Origin of the sequence: Micromonospora sp. NPDC048935 (genome assembly GCF_043197875.1) — a bacterium.
GTDB lineage: Bacteria > Actinomycetota > Actinomycetes > Mycobacteriales > Micromonosporaceae > Micromonospora.
In genome coordinates this window covers 45,698-66,604 of the sequence record NZ_JBICTZ010000017.1, presented here as the reverse complement: position 1 = coordinate 66,604, position 20,907 = coordinate 45,698, and the positions used below count along the sequence as shown (strand labels likewise).

The following is a 20,907-nucleotide window of genomic DNA, read 5'->3' as shown; positions in this document are numbered from 1 at the left end:
GTGAACCTGCGGGAGCGCGCCCTGAGGCTGAGTGGTGAAGGCGCTGTGGAGCCAGCCGAACCGCGCGGCATGCGTCCGCGCTGGAGCGATCCGTTGGGTGACTGAGGTTCAGGAGCACTGGCCGAGCAACCGGGTGGCCAGTACGGCGGCCTGGGTACGCCGTTCCAGCCCCAGTTTCGCCAGCAGGCTCGACACGTAGTTCTTGACCGTCTTCTCGGCGAGAAACACGTCGAGGACCGCCACATCCGGCCGCAGTGCAGGTATGCGCGCCGTGGCTTCCCTGACCGACCCTGACTCGCCCACCACTTCGATGTCACCAGCGGCGTGTAGCAGGTCGGCCGGGCCACGTCGGACGACCTGCGCGCGGTGGTACATGTGCTGACATCACCAGGACGCCTTGCGCACCCCGGGCAGCTCGCCGCGAAGAGCCAGCTCGCGGAAGCGCACCCGGGACAACCCGAAGCGGGTCAGCACCCCGCGTGGGCGGCCGTCGATCTGGTCGCGCGAGCGCAGCCGCACCAGGCTGGAGTCCCGGGGCAGCCGGCTGAGCCGGCGCACCGCCTCGGCGCGTACCTCCGGGTCGGTGTCCGGATGGGTGACCAGCCGCTTCAGCTCCGCGCGCCGCTCGGCGTGCCAAGAAGAACGCGCTGTTCAACTTCTCCTCCCGCGGCCCGCGCGAGGACGGTGGCTTCAAGCCGAACATCACCGCCCCCGGATCGGCGATCTCCACCGCGCCGACCTGGCAGCCGGGCGGCCCGGTTGCCGAGGCCGGTTACCCGCTGCCGCCGGGCTACCAGATGCTCAACGGCACGTCGATGGCCTCGCCGCAGGCCGCCGGCGCAGCCGCCCTGCTGCTCTCTGCCGCCAAGGCCACCGACAAGGGTGTCACCCCGGCCGCGCTGCGCCGGGCCATCTACACCTCCGCCGAGCCCATCGCGGGTGTGGCGACGTACGCGCAGGGCTACGGCATGTTCAACGTTCCCGGCGCGTGGAAGCTGCTCGCCAAGCCCGTCGAGACCCGCTCGTACGTCTCCGACGCCCCGGTCTGCACCGAACTGTCGGAGAACCTCACCCGCTACGACCGCGACCTGAGCCGGTTCGTCCCGAACCCGAACCGCGGCGCCGGCGTCTACAACCGCTGCACCGCCGCCGAGGGCGGGCAGAAGGCCGGCCAGAGCCGCACCTACCCGGTCAGGGTCACCCGGACCAGCGGCCCGGCCGGCACCATCAGCCACAAGCTGGCCCTGCGCGGCAACGACGGCACCTTCACCGCACCCAAGACGGTCGCGCTGCCGTTGAACAAGACCGTCACGATCCCGGTCACCGCCAAGCCGAAGTCCCTCGGCGCACACGGCACGATCCTGACCGTGGACGACCCGAAGACCTCGGTGCTCGACTTCGAGGTCTCCGCCGTCGTGGTGGCCGCCAACGACGTCACCAGGCCCGGCTACTCGTTCTCCGCTGAGGGCTCGGTGGCGCGCAACAGTTTCACCTCGTACTTCGTCAGCGTGCCGGCTGGCGCTGGGGCGTTGCAGGTGAACCTGTCCGGCATCGCCACCGGGTCGCAGACCCGGTTCATCGCCATCAACCCGTACGGCGTGCCGGTGGACAGCACGGTGAGCACCGCCTGCTACACCAACTTCTCCGACGCCGCCGCCTGCAAGCCGCAGGAGCGCGACTACCAGAACCCGATCGCCGGGGTCTGGGAGATCGAGGTGGAGGCACGGCGGACCTCCCCGGCGTCGAACAACCCGTTCCAGTTGCAGGCCCGGGTGCAGGGCGTACAGGTCGAGCCGGCCGTGATCGAACTGCCGGCGCTCACCGCCGGCCAGCCAACCCCGGCGACCTGGACGCTGACCAACACCTTCGGCCCGGTCGCAGTGACCGGTCAGGGTGGCCCGCTGTCCAGCGTGCACGCCGAGCGGCCGACCATCGCCGAGGGCGATCAGCAGGAGTACCTGGTGGACGTTCCGGCCGGCGCCACCAGCTTCACGGCCCGGATCGGCAACACCGCCAACCTGGGTGCGGATCTGGACCTGACGGTGTTCCGCGGCGACGCGCAGGTCGGCCAGTCCGCCGACGGTGACTCCGAGGAAGCGGTCAGCATCGCCAACCCGCCGGCGGGCACCTACCGGGTCGTCGTCGACGGGTACGCGGTCGACGGACCGAACACCAGCACCGCCTACGACTACCGGGACTCGTTCTCGGCGTCGTCGCTGGGCACGCTGGACACTCCGCCGACCCCGCTCGCCCTGCCCAACGGCGCCACCGCCACCCTCACCGGGACGGTGACCGCGCAATCCGCCCCGAGCGCCGGGCGTGAGCTGTACGGCGAACTGGCCGTCGTCACCAACGATGGCGCGGTCGTCGGACGCGGCGCCGTCTCCATCGGCACCGTCAACTGATCCATCCGCACCGCGTGGGAGCCCATCCCCGATCTGCTGGGCTGGGCTCCCGCGCACCGCGACCCGGCGCTGACGTCGTGTCCACAGCCCAGAGCAGAGAAGGGGGCGGCGTGGCCGCATCCGAGCCGATCACCAGCACCGCCCCCGACGCGCCCGTGGACGCACATGGCACGCCGCCCGGCCTCGATGCTGCTCGGCACGACCAGGGTCACCGGCCCCGGTTTCCCTTGGCCGGCCGGATCGGTTCGGTCGAGATCCTCGCCGCCGTGCTGGTGCTGCTCATCTTCCTGCGCGCCCCCCTGGCGAGACTGCTGTCCGCGCCGTCGCTGGCGACCTGGACGACGGTGTTCGTCTCGGTGATGGTGCAGGCCGTGCCATTCCTCGTCTTCGGGGTGCTGCTCTCCGCCGTGATCGCGGTCTTCGTACCCCGCTCGTTCTGGGCCCGGGCCCTGCCCAAGCATCCCGTCCTCGCCGTGCCGGTCGCCAGCGCCGCCGGGGTGATCCTGCCCGGCTGCGAGTGCGGGGCCGTGCCGATCGCGGGCTCCCTGATCCGCCGCGGCGTCACACCAGCGGCGGCACTGGCATTCCTGCTCGCCGCGCCGGCGATCAACCCGATCGTCCTCGTCGCCACGGCCGTGGCCTTTCCCAACAACCCGGAGATGGTCCTCGCCCGCGCGGTCGCCAGCCTCATCGTCGCCATGATCATGGGCTGGCTCTGGCTGCGACTGGGCCGCGCCGACTGGATCCGACTCCCCCGTCGCCCCGACCTGGACGGGCTCCGACGCGGGGAAGCGTTCTGGTCCGCGGTACGGCACGATGTGGTCCACGCCGGCGGTTTCCTCGTCATCGGCGCGATGGCCGCGGCCACCATCAACGTTGTCGTCCCCGAGCGGTGGCTGCAGACCCTCGCCGAGCAGCCGGTGCTGTCCGTGCTCGCCCTGGCCGTGCTCGCGGTGCTGCTGTCGATCTGCTCCGAGGCGGACGCGTTCGTCGCCGCCTCGCTGTCGCAGTTCTCCCTCACCGCCCGGCTGGCCTTCCTGGTGGTCGGCCCGATGGTCGATTTGAAACTGATCTCCATGCAGGCCGGCATCTTCGGCCGTCGCTTCGCCGCTCGATTCGCGCCGGCCACCTTCACGGTCGCCGTCGCGGTCGCCGTCATCACCGGGATGGTGCTGCTGTGAACCGGATAGCCCAGGCATGTGTCATGACCTTCTTCGGAGCCGCGGTCCTGCGGGCCAGCGTCACGGACCTCTACCTGCGCTACGTCAAGGAAGGGCTGCGACCGTTCCTCATTGCCGCCAGCCTGCTGCTGATCGCCGTCGCGGTGATGACCCTCTGGTACGAACTGCTTCCCCACACCGACGCGCACGAGGATCGGAACAACCCCGACGAACACGCGCACCACGAACCACGAGTCGCCTGGCTGCTTCTCCTACCCGCGCTTGGTCTGCTGCTCGTAACCCCACCCGCGCTCGGCTCGTACGCCGCCGGCCAGGCAGGCACCGCACTCACGGCTGAGCAGGACTACGACTACGACTACCCTCCCCTGCCCGCCGGCGATCCGGCAACGACCACCGTGTTCGACTACGCCTCCCGAGCCCTGTTCGACAAGGGCCAGTCGATCGGCACCCGGCGGGTCCAGCTCACCGGCTTCACCACCCCGGGGCCCGACGGGCAACCGATCCTCGCCCGCATGATCCTGTCCTGCTGCGCCGCCGATGGCCGACCCGTCAAACTCGGCATGGCTGGCAACGCGCCCACCGGTCTGGCCAACGACACCTGGATCCAGGTCACCGGCCGCTACACCGACCGCGTCACCCGCGACTCCATCAACGACGAAGAGATCCCCTATATCGACGTCGAATCCTGGCGACAGGTGACCGCCCCCAAGGACCCGTACGAATAGTCCTCCGCGCCCCGAGCAACGACGCTGGGGCGGGTACGGCCCGCCGAAGCGCCGCAGACACTGCGGCTTCCGGTGAGAAGACTCGACGAGAGCTCGACCTGGTACCGCATCACCATCTGAGCCCCGACAGGCCGACCGGTGGGCACATCAACCAGAGTGCTCCGTGGCCTCAGGCCGCAACGCACTGCGTTGACCTGCCAGCACCCCGTAGTTAGCGTCAACAGGTCCTGTCCACCTCAGAGAGAACGCCACCCCGATCAAGGAGGATCAGTTGAGACTGCGACAACGAAGGCCACGTCTCGGACTGAGTCGCAAGGGCAGAGGTGTCGCGGTCCTGGCACTGGGTGCGCTTCTCTCGGTCTCGTTCGCGGCGACGCCCTCGCACGCTGCCGAGAAGCAGCTGGACGAGGGTCTTGTGCACCACTTCGCCCTCGACGAGACCAGTGGGACGACGTTGGTCAACTCGGGTAGCGCCGGCGCGGCGGCGAACGCCACGCTCGTGAATCCCGAGAAGGCGGCCCTGACCGGCGAAGGAGTCAGGTTCAACCCCGACTCCTACGAGAGCGCCCTCGACGGCGCATACGTGGCGCTACCGAAGGACATTACCGCCGGCATGTCCAACCTCACCGTCGACTATGACGTGTGGGTCGACCCGGCGAACGTCGGCGAGCACCAGATGTGGGGTTTTGGCCGCAAGTCCGGCTCGTGCGACGTCGACACCGGCGCCGAGGGCTCCATCTTTGCGTCGAACACGCAGCGGTTCCGCGTCGCGGTGGGTCCGACGAACCTCCAACAGAACCGGGTCCGCATGCTCGAGGGAGCGTGGACTCATGTCACCTACACCCAGTCACTGAACTCGAACGGAACGAGCTGGACCGGCAGGCTCTACCTCGACGGCGTGCTCCACGCGACGTCGACCGACCTGACCACGGCGCCGTCGGTGAACGCCGCGGGAACCAACTGCAACTTCCTCGGTCGCTCGCAGACGTCGGGCCACTACTCGTTCCGCGGAACGATCCGGGACTTCCGCGTGTACGACCGGGCAGTGGGGCTCGACGAGACACTCGTCCTGGCGGAGAAGACTGTCTCCGATGGCGTTCGCGCCGACGCCGCGGCCATCGACCTCGGCCTGACCAGCGCGGTCGTACACGACATCGTTCTGCCCAAGGTGGGCTCCGTGTCGGGCTCGGCCATCACCTGGACGAGTTCGGACCCCTCGGTCGTCGAGGTCTACACCCCGCCCGCTGTCGCCAGCGCCCGCAAGGTCGCGGCGACCGGCAGGATCACCCGACCCGCGCAGGGACAGCCCGACGCGACAGCCACGCTCACGGCGACTGTCCGCAAGGGCGCCCAGGAGGTCACCACACGGGAGATCCCCGTCGTGGTGAAGGCCGAGTTCGACGACGCGCAGGCGGTCGACCGTGACGCCTTCGACCTGGCCCTGGACGCCACCGACGAGGTACGCGGAAACCTCGACCTCGCTGCCAAGGGCGAGTTCGGATCGACTATCACCTGGAAGTCGACCACCGGCCTTGTCACCCCGACGGGTGCGGTCAGTCGCCCTGCCTTCGGCCATGAGGATGTTGCCGCCACCCTGACGGCGACCATCAGCAAGGGTACGGCCTCGCAGAAGAAGTCGTTCCCGGTGACCATCGCCGCCATGCCGCGTTCCGAGGAGTACGAGCGGTACTTCATGGGGTATTTCAAGGGCGAGGGAATTGCCGACGGCGAGCAGATCATGTTCGCCACATCCAATGGAAACACCGCCCTGGACTGGACCGGTCTGACCGGCGGCCGGCCGTCACTCATCTCCCAACTGGGCGACCAGGGGCTTCGTGACCCGCACATCGTCCGCTCACCCGACGGCGACACGTTCTACATGATCGCCACCGACCTGAACTGGTACGACCAGGGTGGATACGCCATCAACGACACCCAGCACATCGAGGTGTTCGAGTCGCACGATCTGGTGAACTGGACCCCTCAGCGGCACGTGAAGGTCGCGCCCGACAACGCGGGCAACGCCTTCGCACCAGAGTCGCTGTGGGTCGAGGAGATCGGCGCCTACGTCGTGTTCTGGGCGCAGTCGCTGTGGAGCGACCCCGTGAACCGCACCGGTCAGGGGAACGCGCAGATGTGGTATGCCACGACGCGAGACTTCCAGACGTTTTCCGCTCCCCGGGTCTGGCAGGATCCGGCCCCGCTGTCGCGGATCGACACGACCGCGATCAAGGTCGGTGACCACTACTACCGGGTGACCAAGAACGAGGCTGGCAACCAGGGCTCGGACATCTTCTCGGAGAAGCACACCGACTTCCTGGACAGCAACATCGACAACTGGACACTGGTCGCGCCGGCTCTGGGGCGCACGACCTGGGTCGCCAACCAGGGGTACGAGGGACCGGTCATCTTCAAGGCGAACCCCGGTGACACCTCCTGCCCCGGCCAGTTCTACCTCTGGGGCGACCGGTACACGAACGGTGGGGGGTACCAGGCCGCGTGTCACGAGAACGTCGAGGCCCCGACCTGGAACGCCAAGGCGATCACGATGACCAACGCGGGTGTCGTCCGCCCGCGTCACGGCACCGTGATCCCGCTGACCGTTCGCGAGTGGAACGATATCCGCGGAATCCCGAACAGCGACGTCACGACCACCACCGAGGTGGCGGTCAAGCCGTACGCGAGCGGTGCCCGGACGACCACGGCCACCGTGACAGTCACAGCGGCTGACGGGTTCGAGACCGGCGGTCAGGTGCGGCTCAGCATCGGCTCGTGGTCGAAGCTCGCCCACCTGAGCGACGGTGCAGCCACGGTCACACTGCCGACCGATCTGCCGGCGGGTGCCCGGACGGTCAAGGCCGAGTACCTCGGCTTCGACTACCTGAAGGCGTCGGCGGGTACGGCATCGTTCGGGGTGCCCTCCGGCCCGGCCGCCGTCAAGGTCCAGGCGAAAGCCGCGCCAGCGTCGGTTGTCCGCGGGGACACGTTCAGATTGAACGTGACTGTCGGGCCGGCGGGCGGGCGCAAGCACCACGCTCCGACCCCGACAGGCGAGGTCACCGTCACCTTCGGCGGCACCGTGCACGTCGTGCCACTGGCGGACGGTAAGGCCGTCGTCGAACTGCCGACCGCCGACCTGCAGCCTGGGGAGTACCGGGTCCACGTTGCCTACTCCGGCAACCCGATCTACCAGCCCCACACCGCCGATTACCAGAAGTTGACGGTGCGGAAGCCGCATCGGCACCCCTAGGCGTACCGAGAGGCGGCACCAGTAGGAGGGGGCGAGATCTGTTGATCTCGCCCCCTCCTACTGCACCGCCCAGCGACCGGACTATCGAGTGAGCATGCCCTTCTCGACGGCCAGGTTGTAGTTCTCCCCGAAGACGTTCAGTTCGTGGACTCCGACCTTGACGGTCTCGGTCGTACCCAGGACCTTCAGCCTGACTGCGTTCGTCAGCACCCGGTCGAAGGTGACGTAGTCAGCCGTGTACGCGGTGGAGTTCGTACTCCTGTCGACCAGGGGCCGCCACGTGTTGGTGGGGATGTCCTTGTACTCCAGCGTGTACTGCACCGCGTTGTCCTTGGTGAACGTGCGTCCGAGTTCCTTCCACTGGATCTGCGCGGCGGAAATGTGGAAAACGGTCCCGAAGCCCCTGATGTACGTGGGCGCGGTATCGCCGTCAGCCGGCTCCCACCAAGTGGACAGGGAGCGGTCCCCTCCGTAGTACGGGTTGCGCCCGGACGCATAGCTGCTTGCCCAGTACGCCTGGCTGTTGGTGGCCACATTATAGAGTCCGGTGTCGTCCCTGCCCGAGATCTTCTTCCCCGGGGCCAGTTGCGGCGTGTTGGACAATTCGCAATCGATTGCTCCCCGTTTCGGACCGGCCGAGATCACGTTGCAGATGTCCATCCCCAGTCGCCGCTCGAAGAACTCCTCGTACGCGATGACATAGGTGTAGAAGAACACCAGGTTACCGGCCTTGTCGAGTACGAAACTGCCGTGCCCGGCGTTCGGATATACCGCACTCGGATGGTTGTTTCCGTAGCCGATCGGGTTCTGCTGGGTGACCTTGAACCCGGACAGCGGTTTCTTCGACGTCATCACGCCGGTCGCGTACGTGGTGAACTCCGTGCCACCGGATGCGACCGAGAGGTAGTACGTGTCCCGCACCTTGAACAGCTGCGAACCCTCCACGTACCCATGCGTGTAGGTCGCCTTGTTGTCACCGATGTGCTGCCACTCCTGGCGCGGGTCGAAGGTCCAGAGCACCACCGGGTCGCTGATGAGCTGCCGGGGATTGTTCGGGTCGAGTTCGGCGCCCATGATCGGCGAGCCGATGTTGTACGTCAGGTACAGCCGGCCGTCCGTGTCCGGGAAGAACTGCACGTCGCCAACGCTCAGGGTCTGGCCGCTCGGGCGCAGGAAACTTCCCATGCTGGTCCACGGCCCGGTGGGCGAGTTCGCTTGATAGACCGGCGTGTTGTTGCCGGCCATGTAGAACTTGTCGCCGAGCTGCACGACGGTTGGTGCGACCAGGCCCAGGTTCATCTCGTGGGGCGTCCACGCGAGGTAGTCGGTGGTGGACCAGACAGTGCGGTTGTTGTTCGGTGCGTTCTGCATCGCACCTGACGCATAGAGATAGATGGTCCCGTCGACGTTCAGAGCGGACCAGTCCGCCCCGGTCCGTGCGGAGTTCTCGGAAATCCTGGAGAACCCGGCGGTGGATCGGCTCGCGAGAGTTCGCCCGGACGCTGCCGTCCACGTCTCCAGGTTCAAGCTGGCCGGGATTTGCGAAGTATCTGCGACATTCTCGTCAGTAGGCGGCATCGTCCCGACGATGTTGCGCACGGCCATCCCGGGCAAATTGATCGGGTTCACGTATGTCTGAGCCATGTCGACGCCGGCCAGTGGCACCTTGGCCGACGGGGTTTGAGGTCCGACGCCGGGTGCCGCCGGCGGCACGGGCTTCTCCGCCGAGGCCGACACGATCGGCGTCAGTTGACCCACACCCACTCCCACCGCGAGAGCAAGACCAATAGCCGCTAAACCTCGGCGTCGACTGCCGGCAGTCCTCTCGAAAACCATTAGGTCCCACCTTCCGTCTGGGCGCGTTCAGCACTAACAACGGGCAGAAGTGTCCGATTTTACGAATGGCCGCACGGACGCGGTTAATTGCTGATGTGAGGCATCCTTCGACGGTGATCACGAAGGGTGGGAGAGAGAGCTTCCGCTCGACCAGTTGGGCCTCGAGCGCACACGCCCATCGACTCGGTCTCGTCCGGCACGGATCGCTGGCCGGCGGCTGTTAGCGCTAACAATGTTTCGGTGATATTAACGGTGCTATCTGGAGCGTGTCAAGAGCATCAATGCGATGCGGCTGGGCTGATCGTGGTGTCGGGCTGTTGCGCGGTGCAGTTGGAGTGGTTGACGAGTCACCCGGAAGCGAGCGGCCACGAAGTCGAATCACGTTGCTCCGGGAGGTTGCCGAAGGCCGATCCCCGCACCCCGCGCGCCCGCCGCCGAGCGGACGTCCTGGCCATCGGTCCGGCCCTGACGGTGGCCGGGGAGTCCAGCGGTGCGCGTGGCTGGCCTGGTCGCGGTTCCGGGTCGTGATCCCGGTGTTCGACAGGACGCTGCCGACGATCGTGGCCTGTCTGGACGCCACGCTGAGGCGTCTTGGTGGGGTGCCTGCCTATGCGTTGACGGACAACGAGACGATCACGGTCGAGCACGTCGCTGACGTCGCGGTCCGCAATCCGGAGATTGTGCAGGTCGCCCCGGCATCACGGGATGACGATCCGCACGTGTGTGCCGGCGGATCCGCAGTCCAGGGGCGGATAGGAGAACACGGTGAAGATCGCCAAGGCCGATCCGGTGCCCACGACGGCGGAACCTGCTCGAGCTGGTGGGAGGCGCCCCGCTGAAACCGCTCGACGAGGCGGCCCGCACGACGTTGTCCCGACTGCACGCTGACAGTCCTGCGTAATTTTCTGCGTGGTCCGGATCGGGTCACGCTGATTACATGACTTCAGCGCACCACCCGACAAGACCCGAGTCGCACGCCTGTCCACCACGTCACCATCCACGACGGCCCGCGAATTCGCAGCAAGGATTCCGGTGTCGTCGGCCGGCGGAGCCGTCAACACGGCTGGCCCTGGCCCGAACCGCCGGTGCGCTGGCGCGCCCAGGGCCATCACCATCGTCCCCGGCCGAATGCCTGCTATTTCCGACCGGCCGAGACCTGCACTGTCGCGCGGCCGAACTCGCCCAGGCATTCGGTCGAACGTGCACGTCCTGAGAGTAGGAGTAGGCATGGAGTCGTCGGGTGGGCAGTTGCGTCTGCAGGTTCTCGGTCCGTTGCGGCTCTGGCGGGACGGTGTCGAGTTGTCCGCCGGGCCCCGGCAGCAGGCGTACCTGCTCGCGCTGCTGCTCGCGCGTGCGGGCAAGCCGATCAGTATGAGTGGACTGGTTGAATTGATCTGGGATGACGACGTCCCGGCGTCGGCGGTCAACATCCTGCAGAAGTACGTCGGCGGGCTGCGGCGGTTGCTGGAGCCGGCGCTGCCATTACGTGGCAGTGGCTCGTATCTGCAGCGCCGTGGCAATGGTTACCTTTTCACTGCCGGTCCCGGCATGCTGGATGTTGTTACGTTTCGTGAGCTGGTCGAGGCGGCCAAGGCTGCTGTCGCGGAGCAGCGCTCCGATGAGGCGCTCGGTTATTACGCGCGGGCGGTGGGGCTCTGGCAGAGTTTCGCCGCTGACGGACTGACCTACGGATTGGCCGCGGAGGCGATCTTCGCCGCGCTCGATGGTGAGTTCTTCGACGCCTGCGTGGCGGCGGCCGACCTTGCGATTTCGCTGGGGCAGCCCGAACGCGTCCTTCAGGCACTGCATCTGGCTGCCCGGATGGCACCGTTGCACGAAACCGTCCAGGCGGGATACATCTCCGCTCTGGCCGCCAACGGCCAGCAGGCAGAAGCGCTGTCCGTGTTCCGGACCGTCCGGGCCCGGCTCGCCGAGGATCTCGGCCTCGATCCCGGCCCGGCCCTGGTCGCCGCACACCGCCGGGTGCTGGGACCGAGCCTGGCTCAGGAACCGCCGGACGAGCGGCGGCAGGTACCCGCCGCCGGGGTGCCGATCGCCGATCATCTGGCTGGCCGGGCTAGGGAACTCCGGGTGCTGCGGCAGTCGATGGCGTCGGCGTTCGCTGGAGGCACGGGACTCGTTCTCGTTGAGGGCGAACCGGGGGCGGGCAAGACCCGCCTGCTTGAGGAGGCCGGTGCCGAGGCGGCCCGGCGTGGCGCGCTTGTCCTTTGGGTCCGCTGCCTGGAGGGGGACGGCACACCGTCGATGTGGCCCTGGGTCGAAGCGGTCGGCACGCTCCTCGACGTTCTGCCCGACGCAGTGCGGCAAACTTGGCACACTGGCGAACTCGGCCGCCTCCTGGGAACGGACAGCGACGTTCCCGCCACGCCGGGCCTGTCGTGCAGTCGCGCCCAGTTCCGCCTGTTCGAGCAGGTTGTCGCGCTCGTCGGCCGGGTATCGGTAAGGCGACTGCTGGTGCTGGTTATGGACGATCTCCAGTGGGCCGACACCGCCTCGCTGAACCTGTTCAGCTACCTGACGGCCCGGCTGCCGGGCGGCATCGCCGTGATCGGGGCGCTCCGCGACCGTGCGCCTATGCCCGGCCCGGAGTTGGGACGGATGCTCGCCACGGCGAGCCGCCTGCCCGGTCACCGCCGGATCCGGCTCGGCCCGCTCGGCCCGGCCGAGGTGGCCGAACTGGTCCGCCTCGAAACCGGCCATGCCCCCGACCTGGGTGCCGCCCGCATCATCCACGCCCGCACCGCCGGCAACCCCTTCCTCGTCCGGGAACTCTCCCGACTCCTCGCCGACGGCGGAACCCTCACCGAGAACGCCGCAGCCCGAACCGCCGTGCCGGCCACCGTGCGCGATGTCGTCCGCGATCGGGTGGCCGGACTGGGCAACGACGCCCGAGACCTCCTGAGGATCGCCGCACTGATCGCTCGGGACTTCGACCTCACACTGCTCGCGAACACGGCCGGAATCGACCTGCAGACCTGTCTCGACCGCATCGAGCAACTGGAAGAGCTCGGCCTGCTCGCAGCCTCGCCCGGGAACCCGTATTCGTTCCGCTTCGCGCACGACCTCGTCCGCGAATCAGTCGCCGGGACCACCTCACCACCGCACGCGGCCCGGATCCACCTGCTGGTCGCCGACGCGCTGCAACGCACGGTGGCCGGCGATGAGTCAGCGGCCGGGCGCGTCGCCCATCACCTCCGGGCCGCTGGCCCGCTCGCGGACCCGGCCCGCACCGCCGCCGGGCTGGTGCGCGCGGGCCGCCACCCGGCGAACAACTCCGCGCACGACGCCGCCGAAGGCAGTTGCGGTCAGCCGCGCACGTCGCGCGATCAGCCGGTCTGGCGGAGTTGCAGCAGTCCGCGCTATCACTGCTCAGCACAGTCTGGCAGCTTCTCGAACAGGTCCTTCGTGGTGTCGTAGTACCTGACAGTTCGGCCGACGTGCGCCATGCCGAGTCGCCGGCAGACTGCCTGCACGGACGTCAGGCTACCCCGGGCCGACAGCCGAACTTTTCCTCGACCACTACCTGCTGGTGGCTAGGGCAAGGTCGGCCGTATGGCCACGCCAGAGGACGTCAGGCTTCATGCGGAGCGACCCCGTCGTGCGCGGACGGCCACTGACGGTCGCTGTCCCCCGATGCTTGACGTGCTTCAGCAGGTCGCGGCCCGCGGCGATGGTGACATGTCGGCAACCCGTGAAGATCTGTTCCGGCATACGTGACTGTCGTCGCCTCGTGCGCGATGAGGATGACTGATCCGTGCGCGGGTTTCGTTCGAGCTTCAGAGGCGTATCGGGCAGCCCCGCCGCCGGTCGTCGGTGCAGTGGAACGGAGTATGATCTCGGGATCAGCGCCCGGGCTATCCCGCCCGCCCCGGGCCGGACCTCCGCCGTGGCCTGGTAGGCGGGCACGCCCACGGTCGGCAGCGCGGCGGCCTGCTCGTACGAAAGGTCCACCGGTTTGAGCACGACCGCCTTCTCCGGGGCCGTCACCATCTCGGCGAACGCCCCCGCCTGCCGGAACCGAGCCCCGCCGAGTACCGCGTCGCCGGCCTTCAGTCGGGTGACGCCGACGCCGACCGCCTCGACGACTCCGGCGAAGTCGTGCCCCATCGCCCCGGGAAAACGACCGGTCATCAGCTTCATCTCGCCGTTGCGCATCTTCCAGTCCAGCGCGTTGGAAGCTGCCACCCGGACGCGGACGAGAACCTCATCCCGACCCGGGCGTGCTGGCTCGAACTCGGCGAGCCACATCACCTCCGGGCCACCGTAGCGGTCGTACTGAAGCCGCTTCACGAGGCGTATTCGTTCGAGATCTCAGTGGCGTAGTTCTTCCAGAGCGGTCTCATGGTTTCGGCGTTGACCGGCTGCCCGGAATCGATCATGGCCTTGAAGTCGCGGAAGTACTGCACGTACAGGTCCGGTGTGAACGTGTTCAGCATGACCGCGTTCACGTCGCCGACGTTGGCGAACGTGTGCGGCGCCCCGGTCGGCACGATGACCCAGGTGCCCGGCCCGGCGTCGTAATGGTCCTCGCCGACGGTGAACCGGAAGGTTCCCGCCAGCACGTAGAAGCCCTCGTCATGCTGGGCGTGGCGATGCTGCAACGGGCTCGGAGTGCCCGGCGGAATGGTGACCTCGGCAAACCCCAGCCGGTGGTCGGTGTGCTCGCCATTCTCCAGGATGCGGATCTGCTGCGCCCCGCTGCCGAGGATCTCGCCCTCACCGGGGCGGACGATGTTTACCTTCGCCACGACTTCTCCTCTTGCTATTGCTTGCCTTGGTGACCACCATCCTTTTCCGGGCCGGCTGTGCGCGTCTTGGTCGTGCGTGCACGGTTGCTGGTTACCAGTGCGCGGGCGTTGTAGCCGTACGTCGCCTTGAAGAGCTTGCTGAAATGGGTGGCATCGGAGAATCCCCACCGGGCGGCCACGGCGGTGACCGTACGTCCGCTTCCGGTCAGCTCGGCCCGGCAGCGCTCCAGGCGGCGACGGCGGATCAGGGCCGCGACGGTGAGCGGCTGGTCCTCGAACAGCTTGTGCAGCCGGCGAACGGAGATGTAGTGGGCGGCGGCGATGCCGGGCGGAGACAGATCGGGATCGGCCAGCCGGGCCTCGATGTAGCCGGCGATCCGGTTCCGCAGCCACTCGTCCGGGGCCGGTTGCTCGTCGCCGAGCCGGGCCTCCAGTGCAACCGCGATCAGCTCGATGACGGCCGCCGCCGACCGCAGCGCCTCCGCCTCGCGGAACTCGGTCGCCGACCGCGCCGACTCCCGGGCCAGCACGGAGACGAGAGCGCCCGGGCCGTGGCTGCCGTCGATGCGTACGCCGATGAGCCGGTCGATCTGCGCGGGCCGGATCCGAAGCTCCCGGCGCGGAACCAGGATGGTGACGTGCGCCGCGGCGGTGCTCTCGAACTGGAGCGTACGCGTGGGATCGAGCAGCACCAGGTCGGTCGGCCCGAGTTCGGCGTCGCCGCGCCCGTGCTCGATCCGCGTCCGGCCCCGGGTCATCACCTTGACCGCCAGGTTCTTGCCGTCGGAGGCGTCGCACCCCCGCCCGATGCAGGCGCTCTCGGGCGTGTCGAGGGAGACCAACCGCAGCGGCCCGAGGTCACGGGTGGCGATCCGGATCCGGAAGTCGGCCCCGGCCAGCTTGTTGACCAGCGGCGGAAACCCGCTGGCAGCCAGCTCGTCCTGGAACGTCTCAAGGTTGTCGATCACCGGTCAACGATAACGGCGACACTTCCGCTCAGGCACGGTGTTCGGCTGGGGTGACAGCGGCGCCGACCCGCATCTGCCCTACCGGGCTCTGGTGCACGCGGTGGACGGCTCGGTCGCGTCGGCGACCGACGGCCGGTTCATCGACGAGCCCAGCTCGTTCTACGGCTGGCTGACCCGCCAGCAGGAAGCCGTGCACTCTTCTGCCGCCGACGGTGCGCGCAGATGCCAGAACGCCTATCACCCTCGGTGACTATCAGCGGTGGCACGCCCGGCACCGGGACATCCGGTCGTGCCGATGAGCGGACATCCGCGTAGATCGTGGCCGATGCTGGCCTCCAGCCGACGCGGATGCCGGCGCCTGCTCCTCGTTGCCGAACCCTTGGTGGCTTCAATCTTAGTAAAGCCGTGACGTGCGTAGAATCCTCGCGCGCCAACTTGGTGGCGAACCTTCACAGCTGAAGGCCTGCCGGCCGGCGTGAGCAGGCAAGCTCGACGAGTTGCGGACCTAATCCGCGTCGAAGTGCTCGGCTCACAGGCCGCCTACCGACTTGCTCGACGGGCGCTGCCCATCCGCGCCACCACGATCGCCGGCAGCCTGACCTGGTGTCCCACGGGCAACAGATAGAGCAGCAGCGCCCCACTCATCGCGAGACCAAAGGTGACCAGTTCCAGGACGACCGCGATACCGATATGGAACGCCAGCCCGGCGACCAGTAGTACGCGGCGCGGCCCGGGAGGCAACAGCCGGGCCACGGTCAGAGCGAACTCCAGCACCAGCACCGACCAGGTGAAGAGCGTCACCCCCACTGCGGAACTGGTAGCCGCCTCGGCCAGCGGACGCAGGAAATCAGGCGGCTCGTACCCGGGTGTGCGGAGCCAGTAGAACATCGCCGTACCGTCGGCCCACTCGGCGACGCCAAGCTTCGCGATGCAGGCGTGCAGGTACACGATGGCGACCTGGAGCCATACGAGGACCAGGGCGGCGTGCGCGACCACCCGGCCGGCGCCGATCGCGGCGCCGGCCGGTGGTGGTTGCCAATGCCACCGCCGGGGGTCGGTGAGGGCCATCGGGAGCAGCAACAGGCTGAGGGTGGCGGTGATGTGGTCACCGCCGTCCAGCGCGGACAGGTTTGCGATCACGCTCCAGGAGATGTACCAGTGCGGCAAAGCGGTCCACCGGGGGCGCCAGCCGCTGGCCACCACGACCAGCACGGCGATCCCTATCCACCCGGCGAGCTGCCCCTGCCTGGCGGGTAGGACGCACCAGATGCCCGCGGCGGCCGGCCCGGTGCAGTCCTCGGCGCTGTCCATCGACAGCAGGATCGCCGGCGGGTTGACCAGTAGGGTGGCGCAGGTACCGGTGGCCAGCAGCGTACGGGCCAGCCCGAATCCGCTCGACCAGGGCGCGACGGCCAGGGCGGGTCGGCAGCGCCGGCCGAGCCGGGCCAGCCACCGGTCTAACAGGTCACCGTGAGCCGGGCCACCCGGGACGGGAGCACGGTCGGCAGGTTGTTCCAGGCCCATGGCAGTACCTCCTGAAGGACGATCCCGATGTCGCCGCACAGCGTGCGTACGGTCGCGGTGTTGGCTACCGCGGTGGCCGGGGCGGCGGCCAGGCAGGTGGAGGGTTCGCCGTCACACTTGGTCCACGCGGGCCCGTCCAGCCGGCGGGTGAGCAGCGAGATCTCCGCGCTGCGGGCCCGGTCCCGCTTGTCCAGGCCGGCCGGGCCACGGCTGCTGCCCGAGGCGAGCCGCCACCGGCCGTTTCGGTCCGTGGTGTAGGCCACCGGGCTGGGCTGGCGGGGGTCGCGGGTGAAGAACGCCCAGCCTTCCGGTACCAGTGCACGGGCCACCATCCGGCCGGGTGGGGCCGGCATCGCGGCTACCGGCAGCACCGCCCGGGTGAGGTAGCCCACGAGGAGCATGGCGACCACCGCGGTCCCGGCGATCCACCGTCCCAACCGCGTGTCGTCCACTGTTTGCTACCTGGCTCGCAGGTCACGGGCGATGACCGCGATGAGTTGATCCTGCACCAGTTTGGCCCGTGGCGCCGGGTTGCCGGCCATGTCCCAGGACCAGTCGGCGAAACCGCCGGCGAAGATGGCCCGGATGGTACCGACCTCCAGCGGGGTCCGGTTGTCGTTGTCCATGTTGATGTAGGAGTCGGCTCGGACGACCTCATACGCGTTCGCCAGCAGGGCATCGTTGACCAGACGTACGGCGGAGTCCACGGTCTCCTTGCCGAATGTCCGGTTGAACACCTCGCGGGCCAGCGCGACGAGGGTGACCAGCCCTTCGCGCACCGCGACCGGGTTACCGCTCTGTATCCGCTGCACGATCATCGCGTCGGACCAGGTGCCCCGACGGATCAGCTCCGAACTGAGCGCGCCCTGGGCCTGCCGCAGCGCCGGCGTCCACTGTGTCGGCGGACGCTCCAGGTAGACCAGCCGGTAGGCGGCCGGCCCGTCGTTGAACAGGATCGCATCGGAGAGTTCCGTGGCCCGGTACCGCGGCGGCGGGGCTGGCCAGCCGGGGTCGGCCTGGCCGCGGGCCCCGAAGCCGAGGGACACCGTTGCCAGGGCCAGCACGAGCAGGCCGAGCCAGACCTTGCGGTGATTCATGATTACCTCCCGCACATCAAAGCGACTTGTCAGGAGCACCCTGCGCCTGGCCGTCCCCAATCGGTCCCCGGTTCGTCCCCGGCGGCGCCTGGTCCGGCACCGAGACAGCACGGGACAGGTTCCGCAATTCATTGACAGCCGCCTATGCATGCGCTCGTGGCGGTGTGACAATCCAAAGGGCTACGGCTCGTTCGGATGGCGGCCGAGCCGTCGGCCGCGCGGGGCCCGATGGGACGGCTCGGCTGGCAGGGACGAGGGCGGGAGGTACGTGAGGTTCGAGGTGCTGGGGCCGCTCAGAGTGCAGCTCGACCGTGGCCAGATTCCCCTGGGCGCGTCACGGGAGCAACGTATCCTGGCCGCCCTGTTGCTCGACGCGAACCGGGTGGTGCCGGTGACCCGGCTGGTCGAGGCGATCTGGGACGAGCATCCGCCCACCAGCTCCGTCAAGGTGGTCCGTAACTGCGTGTCGATGCTGCGTAGGCAGCTGGCGACGGCGGGCGAGATCGTCACCGACTCCGGCGGGTACTCCCTGCGCGTCCCGGACGACGAGATCGACCTGCGAGTCTTCGTCGATCGGGCACGGCAGGGCCGCCGGCTCGCAGCCGCCGGAGAGCTGACGGGCGCGGTCGTCCACCTGCGGGAGGCGCTGGCGCTATGGCGCGGGTCGGCCTTCACCGGAGTGACCGGCCGGCTGGTCGAGGCGGCGGCGGCTCAGCTCAACGACCAACGCCGCAGCCTCCAGGAAGAACGCCTGTCACTCGAACTCACGCTGGGTGGCGGAGCCGAACTCGTGGACGAGATCGCCGACCTGGTCGCGGAGGAACCACTGCGCGAACGGGCCTACGGGCAGCTCATGCTGGCCCTGTACCGGGCCGGCCGCCGGACCGAGGCGCTCCAGACGTATCACCAGGTACGCCGACTGCTGGTGCGTGAACTGGGGATCGAGCCGGGGCCGGAACTAACCGAGCTGCACCGCGCGATACTCAACGCCGACCCGCGACTGGCACCGGTCACAGCGCTGGCGGCCATCTCCCGGCCGGAGCCCAGCCGGCCGGAGGCATCGACCACCGCCAAGCCGGTTCCGGCGCAGCTACCCGCGTCGCCGTACGCCTTCACCGGACGCACTACTGAGCTTGACGAGTTGTGCGGGCTGCTGGATGCGGCCACTCGAGCCGGCACGAGCATGGTGGCAGTCCTCTCCGGCATCGCGGGGGTGGGAAAGACGGCCCTGGCAGTGCACTTCGCCCGCCTCGTGGCCGACCGGTTTCCGGACGGCCACCTCCACGTCGACCTGCGCGGCTTCCATCCGACCGGTCCGCCGCTTGACCCCGGTGAGGCGGTTCGTGGCTTCCTGGACGCGTTCGGGGTACCAGCACAACACCTGCCCGAGGGTCTCGCCGCCCAGTCGGCGTTGCTGCGCACGCTGCTGGCCGGGCGTCGGGTCCTGCTGTTGCTGGACAATGCCCGCGACAGCAAGCACGTCCGCCCGCTATTGCCCGGTGGACCCGGCTGCCTCACCCTGATCACCAGCCGCAGCAGGTTGACCGGCCTGGTGATGGCCGAAGGAGCACATCCGATCACGCTCGATCCGCTGCCGCCCGGCGACGCGCACAGTATGTTGATCCGCCGCCTCAGTGCGACCCGGCTCGCCGCCGAGCCGGCGGCCGTCACAACGATCATGGCCCGGTCGGCGGGGCTGCCCCTGGCGCTCGCCATCGTGGCGTCCCGGCTGGTTAATCACCCCCGCTTCGCTCTGCGAGCCATCGCCGCGGAGCTGGACCTGGCCCACGGAGGTCTGGAGGGGTTCACCGGCATGGACGCCGAAGCTGACGTCCGCTCGGTCTTCTCCTGGTCATACCGCGCCCTGAGCAGTCCGGCCGCACGCCTGTTCCGACTGCTCAGCATGCATCCCGGCCCGGATCTGGGTGCGGTTGCTGCGGCCAGCCTCACCGGTGTTCCGGCCCCACGGGTACGCCCGCTGTTGGCCGAGCTCGCGCACGCGCACATGGTCACCGAACACACGCCCGGCAGGTACGCCATGCACGACCTACTCCGCGCCTACGCCATGGAGCGGGCGGACATCGAGGAGGACCGCGCCGAGCGGCTGGCGGTGACGCACCGAATGTTCGACCACTACCTGGCCAGCGCCCACCTTGCCGACCTGCGGCTGCACCCACACCGGGATCCGATCCGGCTACCAGCGACGGTCGCGGGCGTGACCGTAGCGGTCATCGGTGACCGCGAGGCCGCCTGGACCTGGTTCACCCAGGAGTATCCGGTGCTGCTCGATCTTCTGCGACGGGCCGGCGGCGACGGGTACGACGTCCACGCGTGGCAGCTCGGCTGGGCCATGACCACGTTTCTGGACCGGTGTGGCCGCTGGCATGACCAGGCGATCGTCCAACAGCTCGCGCTGGAGGCGGCCCGCCGGGTTTCGGACCGGGACGGGGAGGCTCGCGCACACCGCAACATCTCCATCGCCCTCCTGCGTCGGGGTCTGCACGGCGAGGCCCGCGACCACCTGTGGCACGCGGTGCGGCTTTACCGCGGGCTTGGTGATCAGGTCGGGCAGGCCCGCACCCTACTCAACCTGGGTACGGTCGCCGAGCATCGGGGCCAGCCCCGGATCGCCCTGCGCTACGCCGAACAGGCGCTGCGGCTGTTTCGGGCGGCCGGGCACCGATCCGGGCAGGCGAATGCCCTGAACAACGCGGGCTGGTACCACAGCCAGCTCGGTGACCACGAGCTTGCGCTACACCATTGTCAGCGGGCGCTGCTGCTGCAGCAGGAAGCCGGTGACCGCTACTGGCAGGCTCACACCTGGGACAGCCTCGGGTGCGTGCACCACCACCTGGGCCAGTACCCCGAGGCCACCGAGTGCTACCGACAGGCCCTGTCGCTCTGGCGCGAGGCGGGCGAGCGCTACTACGAGTCGATGACGCTTACCCACCTCGGCGACACCCATCTCGCTGTGGGCGAACGGTCGGCGGCGCGGGGGGTGTGGCGGGAGGCGCTGGACATCATCGTGGAGTTGGGCCAGGACGCCGACCGCATTCTGGAAAAGATCCGAACGGTGACGACTGGGTGAGGCTGGCCAGGACGCGTTGTCTGCGGCGGTCGTCTGGCTGTTGGCCCCGTTCCCGGACTGCGTA

Annotated in this window: 14 protein-coding genes and 3 pseudogenes; 8 read left to right on the top strand and 9 right to left on the bottom strand. The window is 68.6% G+C overall.

All coding sequences use genetic code 11. The features are described 5' to 3' along the window. Window positions 1-108: 108 nt before the first annotated feature. Together ACGFIW_RS31785 and rpsN are read right to left on the bottom strand one after the other, a co-directional pair. Window positions 109-375, bottom strand: a complete 267-nt coding sequence (locus ACGFIW_RS31785; protein WP_393323700.1) for a response regulator transcription factor — start codon at window positions 373-375, stop codon at window positions 109-111. Window positions 376-384: 9 nt separating this feature from the next. After that, window positions 385-633, bottom strand: a pseudogene (gene rpsN, locus ACGFIW_RS31780) (30S ribosomal protein S14); the annotation flags it as partial. A 5-nt stretch (window positions 634-638) separates the two neighbouring features. On the opposite strand from rpsN, the pseudogene ACGFIW_RS31775 reads away from it, so the two are divergent. The 4 genes and pseudogenes from ACGFIW_RS31775 to ACGFIW_RS31760 form a co-directional block, all read left to right on the top strand. Beyond that, window positions 639-2,405, top strand: a pseudogene (locus tag ACGFIW_RS31775) (S8 family serine peptidase); the annotation flags it as partial. A 227-nt stretch (window positions 2,406-2,632) separates the two neighbouring features. After that, on the top strand, window positions 2,633-3,586 hold the full coding sequence (locus ACGFIW_RS31770; RefSeq protein WP_393323799.1) for a permease: 954 nt from the start codon (window positions 2,633-2,635) through the stop codon (window positions 3,584-3,586). After that, the gene (locus tag ACGFIW_RS31765; protein ID WP_393323697.1) at window positions 3,583-4,311 is read left to right on the top strand and encodes a TIGR03943 family putative permease subunit; all 729 of its coding nucleotides are present in this window, start codon (window positions 3,583-3,585) and stop codon (window positions 4,309-4,311) included. The genes ACGFIW_RS31770 and ACGFIW_RS31765 overlap by 4 nt, the downstream gene beginning before the upstream one ends. A 415-nt stretch (window positions 4,312-4,726) precedes the next feature. Next, window positions 4,727-7,561, top strand: coding sequence for an immunoglobulin-like domain-containing protein (locus tag ACGFIW_RS31760; protein WP_393323694.1), 2,835 nt, complete (start codon window positions 4,727-4,729; stop codon window positions 7,559-7,561). A gap of 81 nt (window positions 7,562-7,642) precedes the next feature. On the opposite strand, the gene ACGFIW_RS31755 is transcribed toward ACGFIW_RS31760, so the two are convergent. Further along, a complete protein-coding gene (locus ACGFIW_RS31755; RefSeq protein ID WP_393323691.1) occupies window positions 7,643-9,319 on the bottom strand; it encodes a family 43 glycosylhydrolase in 1,677 nt (558 codons plus the stop codon). Between the two features lie 569 nt (window positions 9,320-9,888). Between ACGFIW_RS31755 and ACGFIW_RS31750 the strand changes: the two are divergent. Both ACGFIW_RS31750 and ACGFIW_RS31745 read left to right on the top strand, forming a co-directional pair. Then, window positions 9,889-10,150 (top strand): annotated as a pseudogene (locus tag ACGFIW_RS31750) (IS21 family transposase); the annotation flags it as partial. A 474-nt stretch (window positions 10,151-10,624) separates the two neighbouring features. Continuing rightward, a complete protein-coding gene (locus ACGFIW_RS31745) occupies window positions 10,625-12,835 on the top strand; it encodes a BTAD domain-containing putative transcriptional regulator (RefSeq protein ID WP_393323689.1) in 2,211 nt (736 codons plus the stop codon). 102 nt (window positions 12,836-12,937) lie between these two features. On the opposite strand, the gene ACGFIW_RS31740 is transcribed toward ACGFIW_RS31745, so the two are convergent. From ACGFIW_RS31740 to ACGFIW_RS31730, 3 genes are read right to left on the bottom strand one after another with little or no spacing between them, the layout of a single operon-like run. Continuing rightward, a complete protein-coding gene (locus ACGFIW_RS31740) occupies window positions 12,938-13,708 on the bottom strand; it encodes an alcohol dehydrogenase catalytic domain-containing protein (RefSeq protein WP_393323686.1) in 771 nt (256 codons plus the stop codon). Further along, a complete protein-coding gene (locus ACGFIW_RS31735) occupies window positions 13,705-14,166 on the bottom strand; it encodes a cupin domain-containing protein (RefSeq protein ID WP_393323683.1) in 462 nt (153 codons plus the stop codon). The genes ACGFIW_RS31740 and ACGFIW_RS31735 overlap by 4 nt, the downstream gene beginning before the upstream one ends. A gap of 14 nt (window positions 14,167-14,180) precedes the next feature. After that, window positions 14,181-15,134, bottom strand: coding sequence for a helix-turn-helix domain-containing protein (locus tag ACGFIW_RS31730; protein WP_393323680.1), 954 nt, complete (start codon window positions 15,132-15,134; stop codon window positions 14,181-14,183). Between the two features lie 37 nt (window positions 15,135-15,171). Between ACGFIW_RS31730 and ACGFIW_RS31725 the strand changes: the two genes are divergently transcribed. Next, complete coding sequence (locus ACGFIW_RS31725; protein WP_393323677.1) at window positions 15,172-15,384, top strand: hypothetical protein; 213 nt, start codon at window positions 15,172-15,174, stop codon at window positions 15,382-15,384. Between the two features lie 290 nt (window positions 15,385-15,674). On the opposite strand, the gene ACGFIW_RS31720 is transcribed toward ACGFIW_RS31725, so the two are convergent. The 3 genes from ACGFIW_RS31720 to ACGFIW_RS31710 are packed head-to-tail and all read right to left on the bottom strand — an operon-like array spanning window position 15,675 to window position 17,755. Then, window positions 15,675-16,658 carry a sporulation-delaying protein SdpB family protein gene (locus ACGFIW_RS31720; RefSeq protein ID WP_393323675.1) on the bottom strand — a complete coding sequence of 328 codons (984 nt, stop codon included), beginning with the start codon at window positions 16,656-16,658 and terminating at the stop codon, window positions 15,675-15,677. Continuing rightward, window positions 16,592-17,110, bottom strand: coding sequence for an SdpA family antimicrobial peptide system protein (locus ACGFIW_RS31715; protein ID WP_393323673.1), 519 nt, complete (start codon window positions 17,108-17,110; stop codon window positions 16,592-16,594). The genes ACGFIW_RS31720 and ACGFIW_RS31715 overlap by 67 nt, the downstream gene beginning before the upstream one ends. 6 nt (window positions 17,111-17,116) lie before the next feature. Then, entirely contained in the window at window positions 17,117-17,755 is a 639-nt protein-coding gene (locus ACGFIW_RS31710) for a hypothetical protein (protein ID WP_393323671.1), read from the bottom strand. Between the two features lie 268 nt (window positions 17,756-18,023). Here ACGFIW_RS31710 and ACGFIW_RS31705 point away from each other — a divergent pair, with 268 nt between their 5' ends. After that, a complete protein-coding gene (locus ACGFIW_RS31705; RefSeq protein WP_393323669.1) occupies window positions 18,024-20,843 on the top strand; it encodes a BTAD domain-containing putative transcriptional regulator in 2,820 nt (939 codons plus the stop codon). Window positions 20,844-20,907 lie beyond the last annotated feature (64 nt).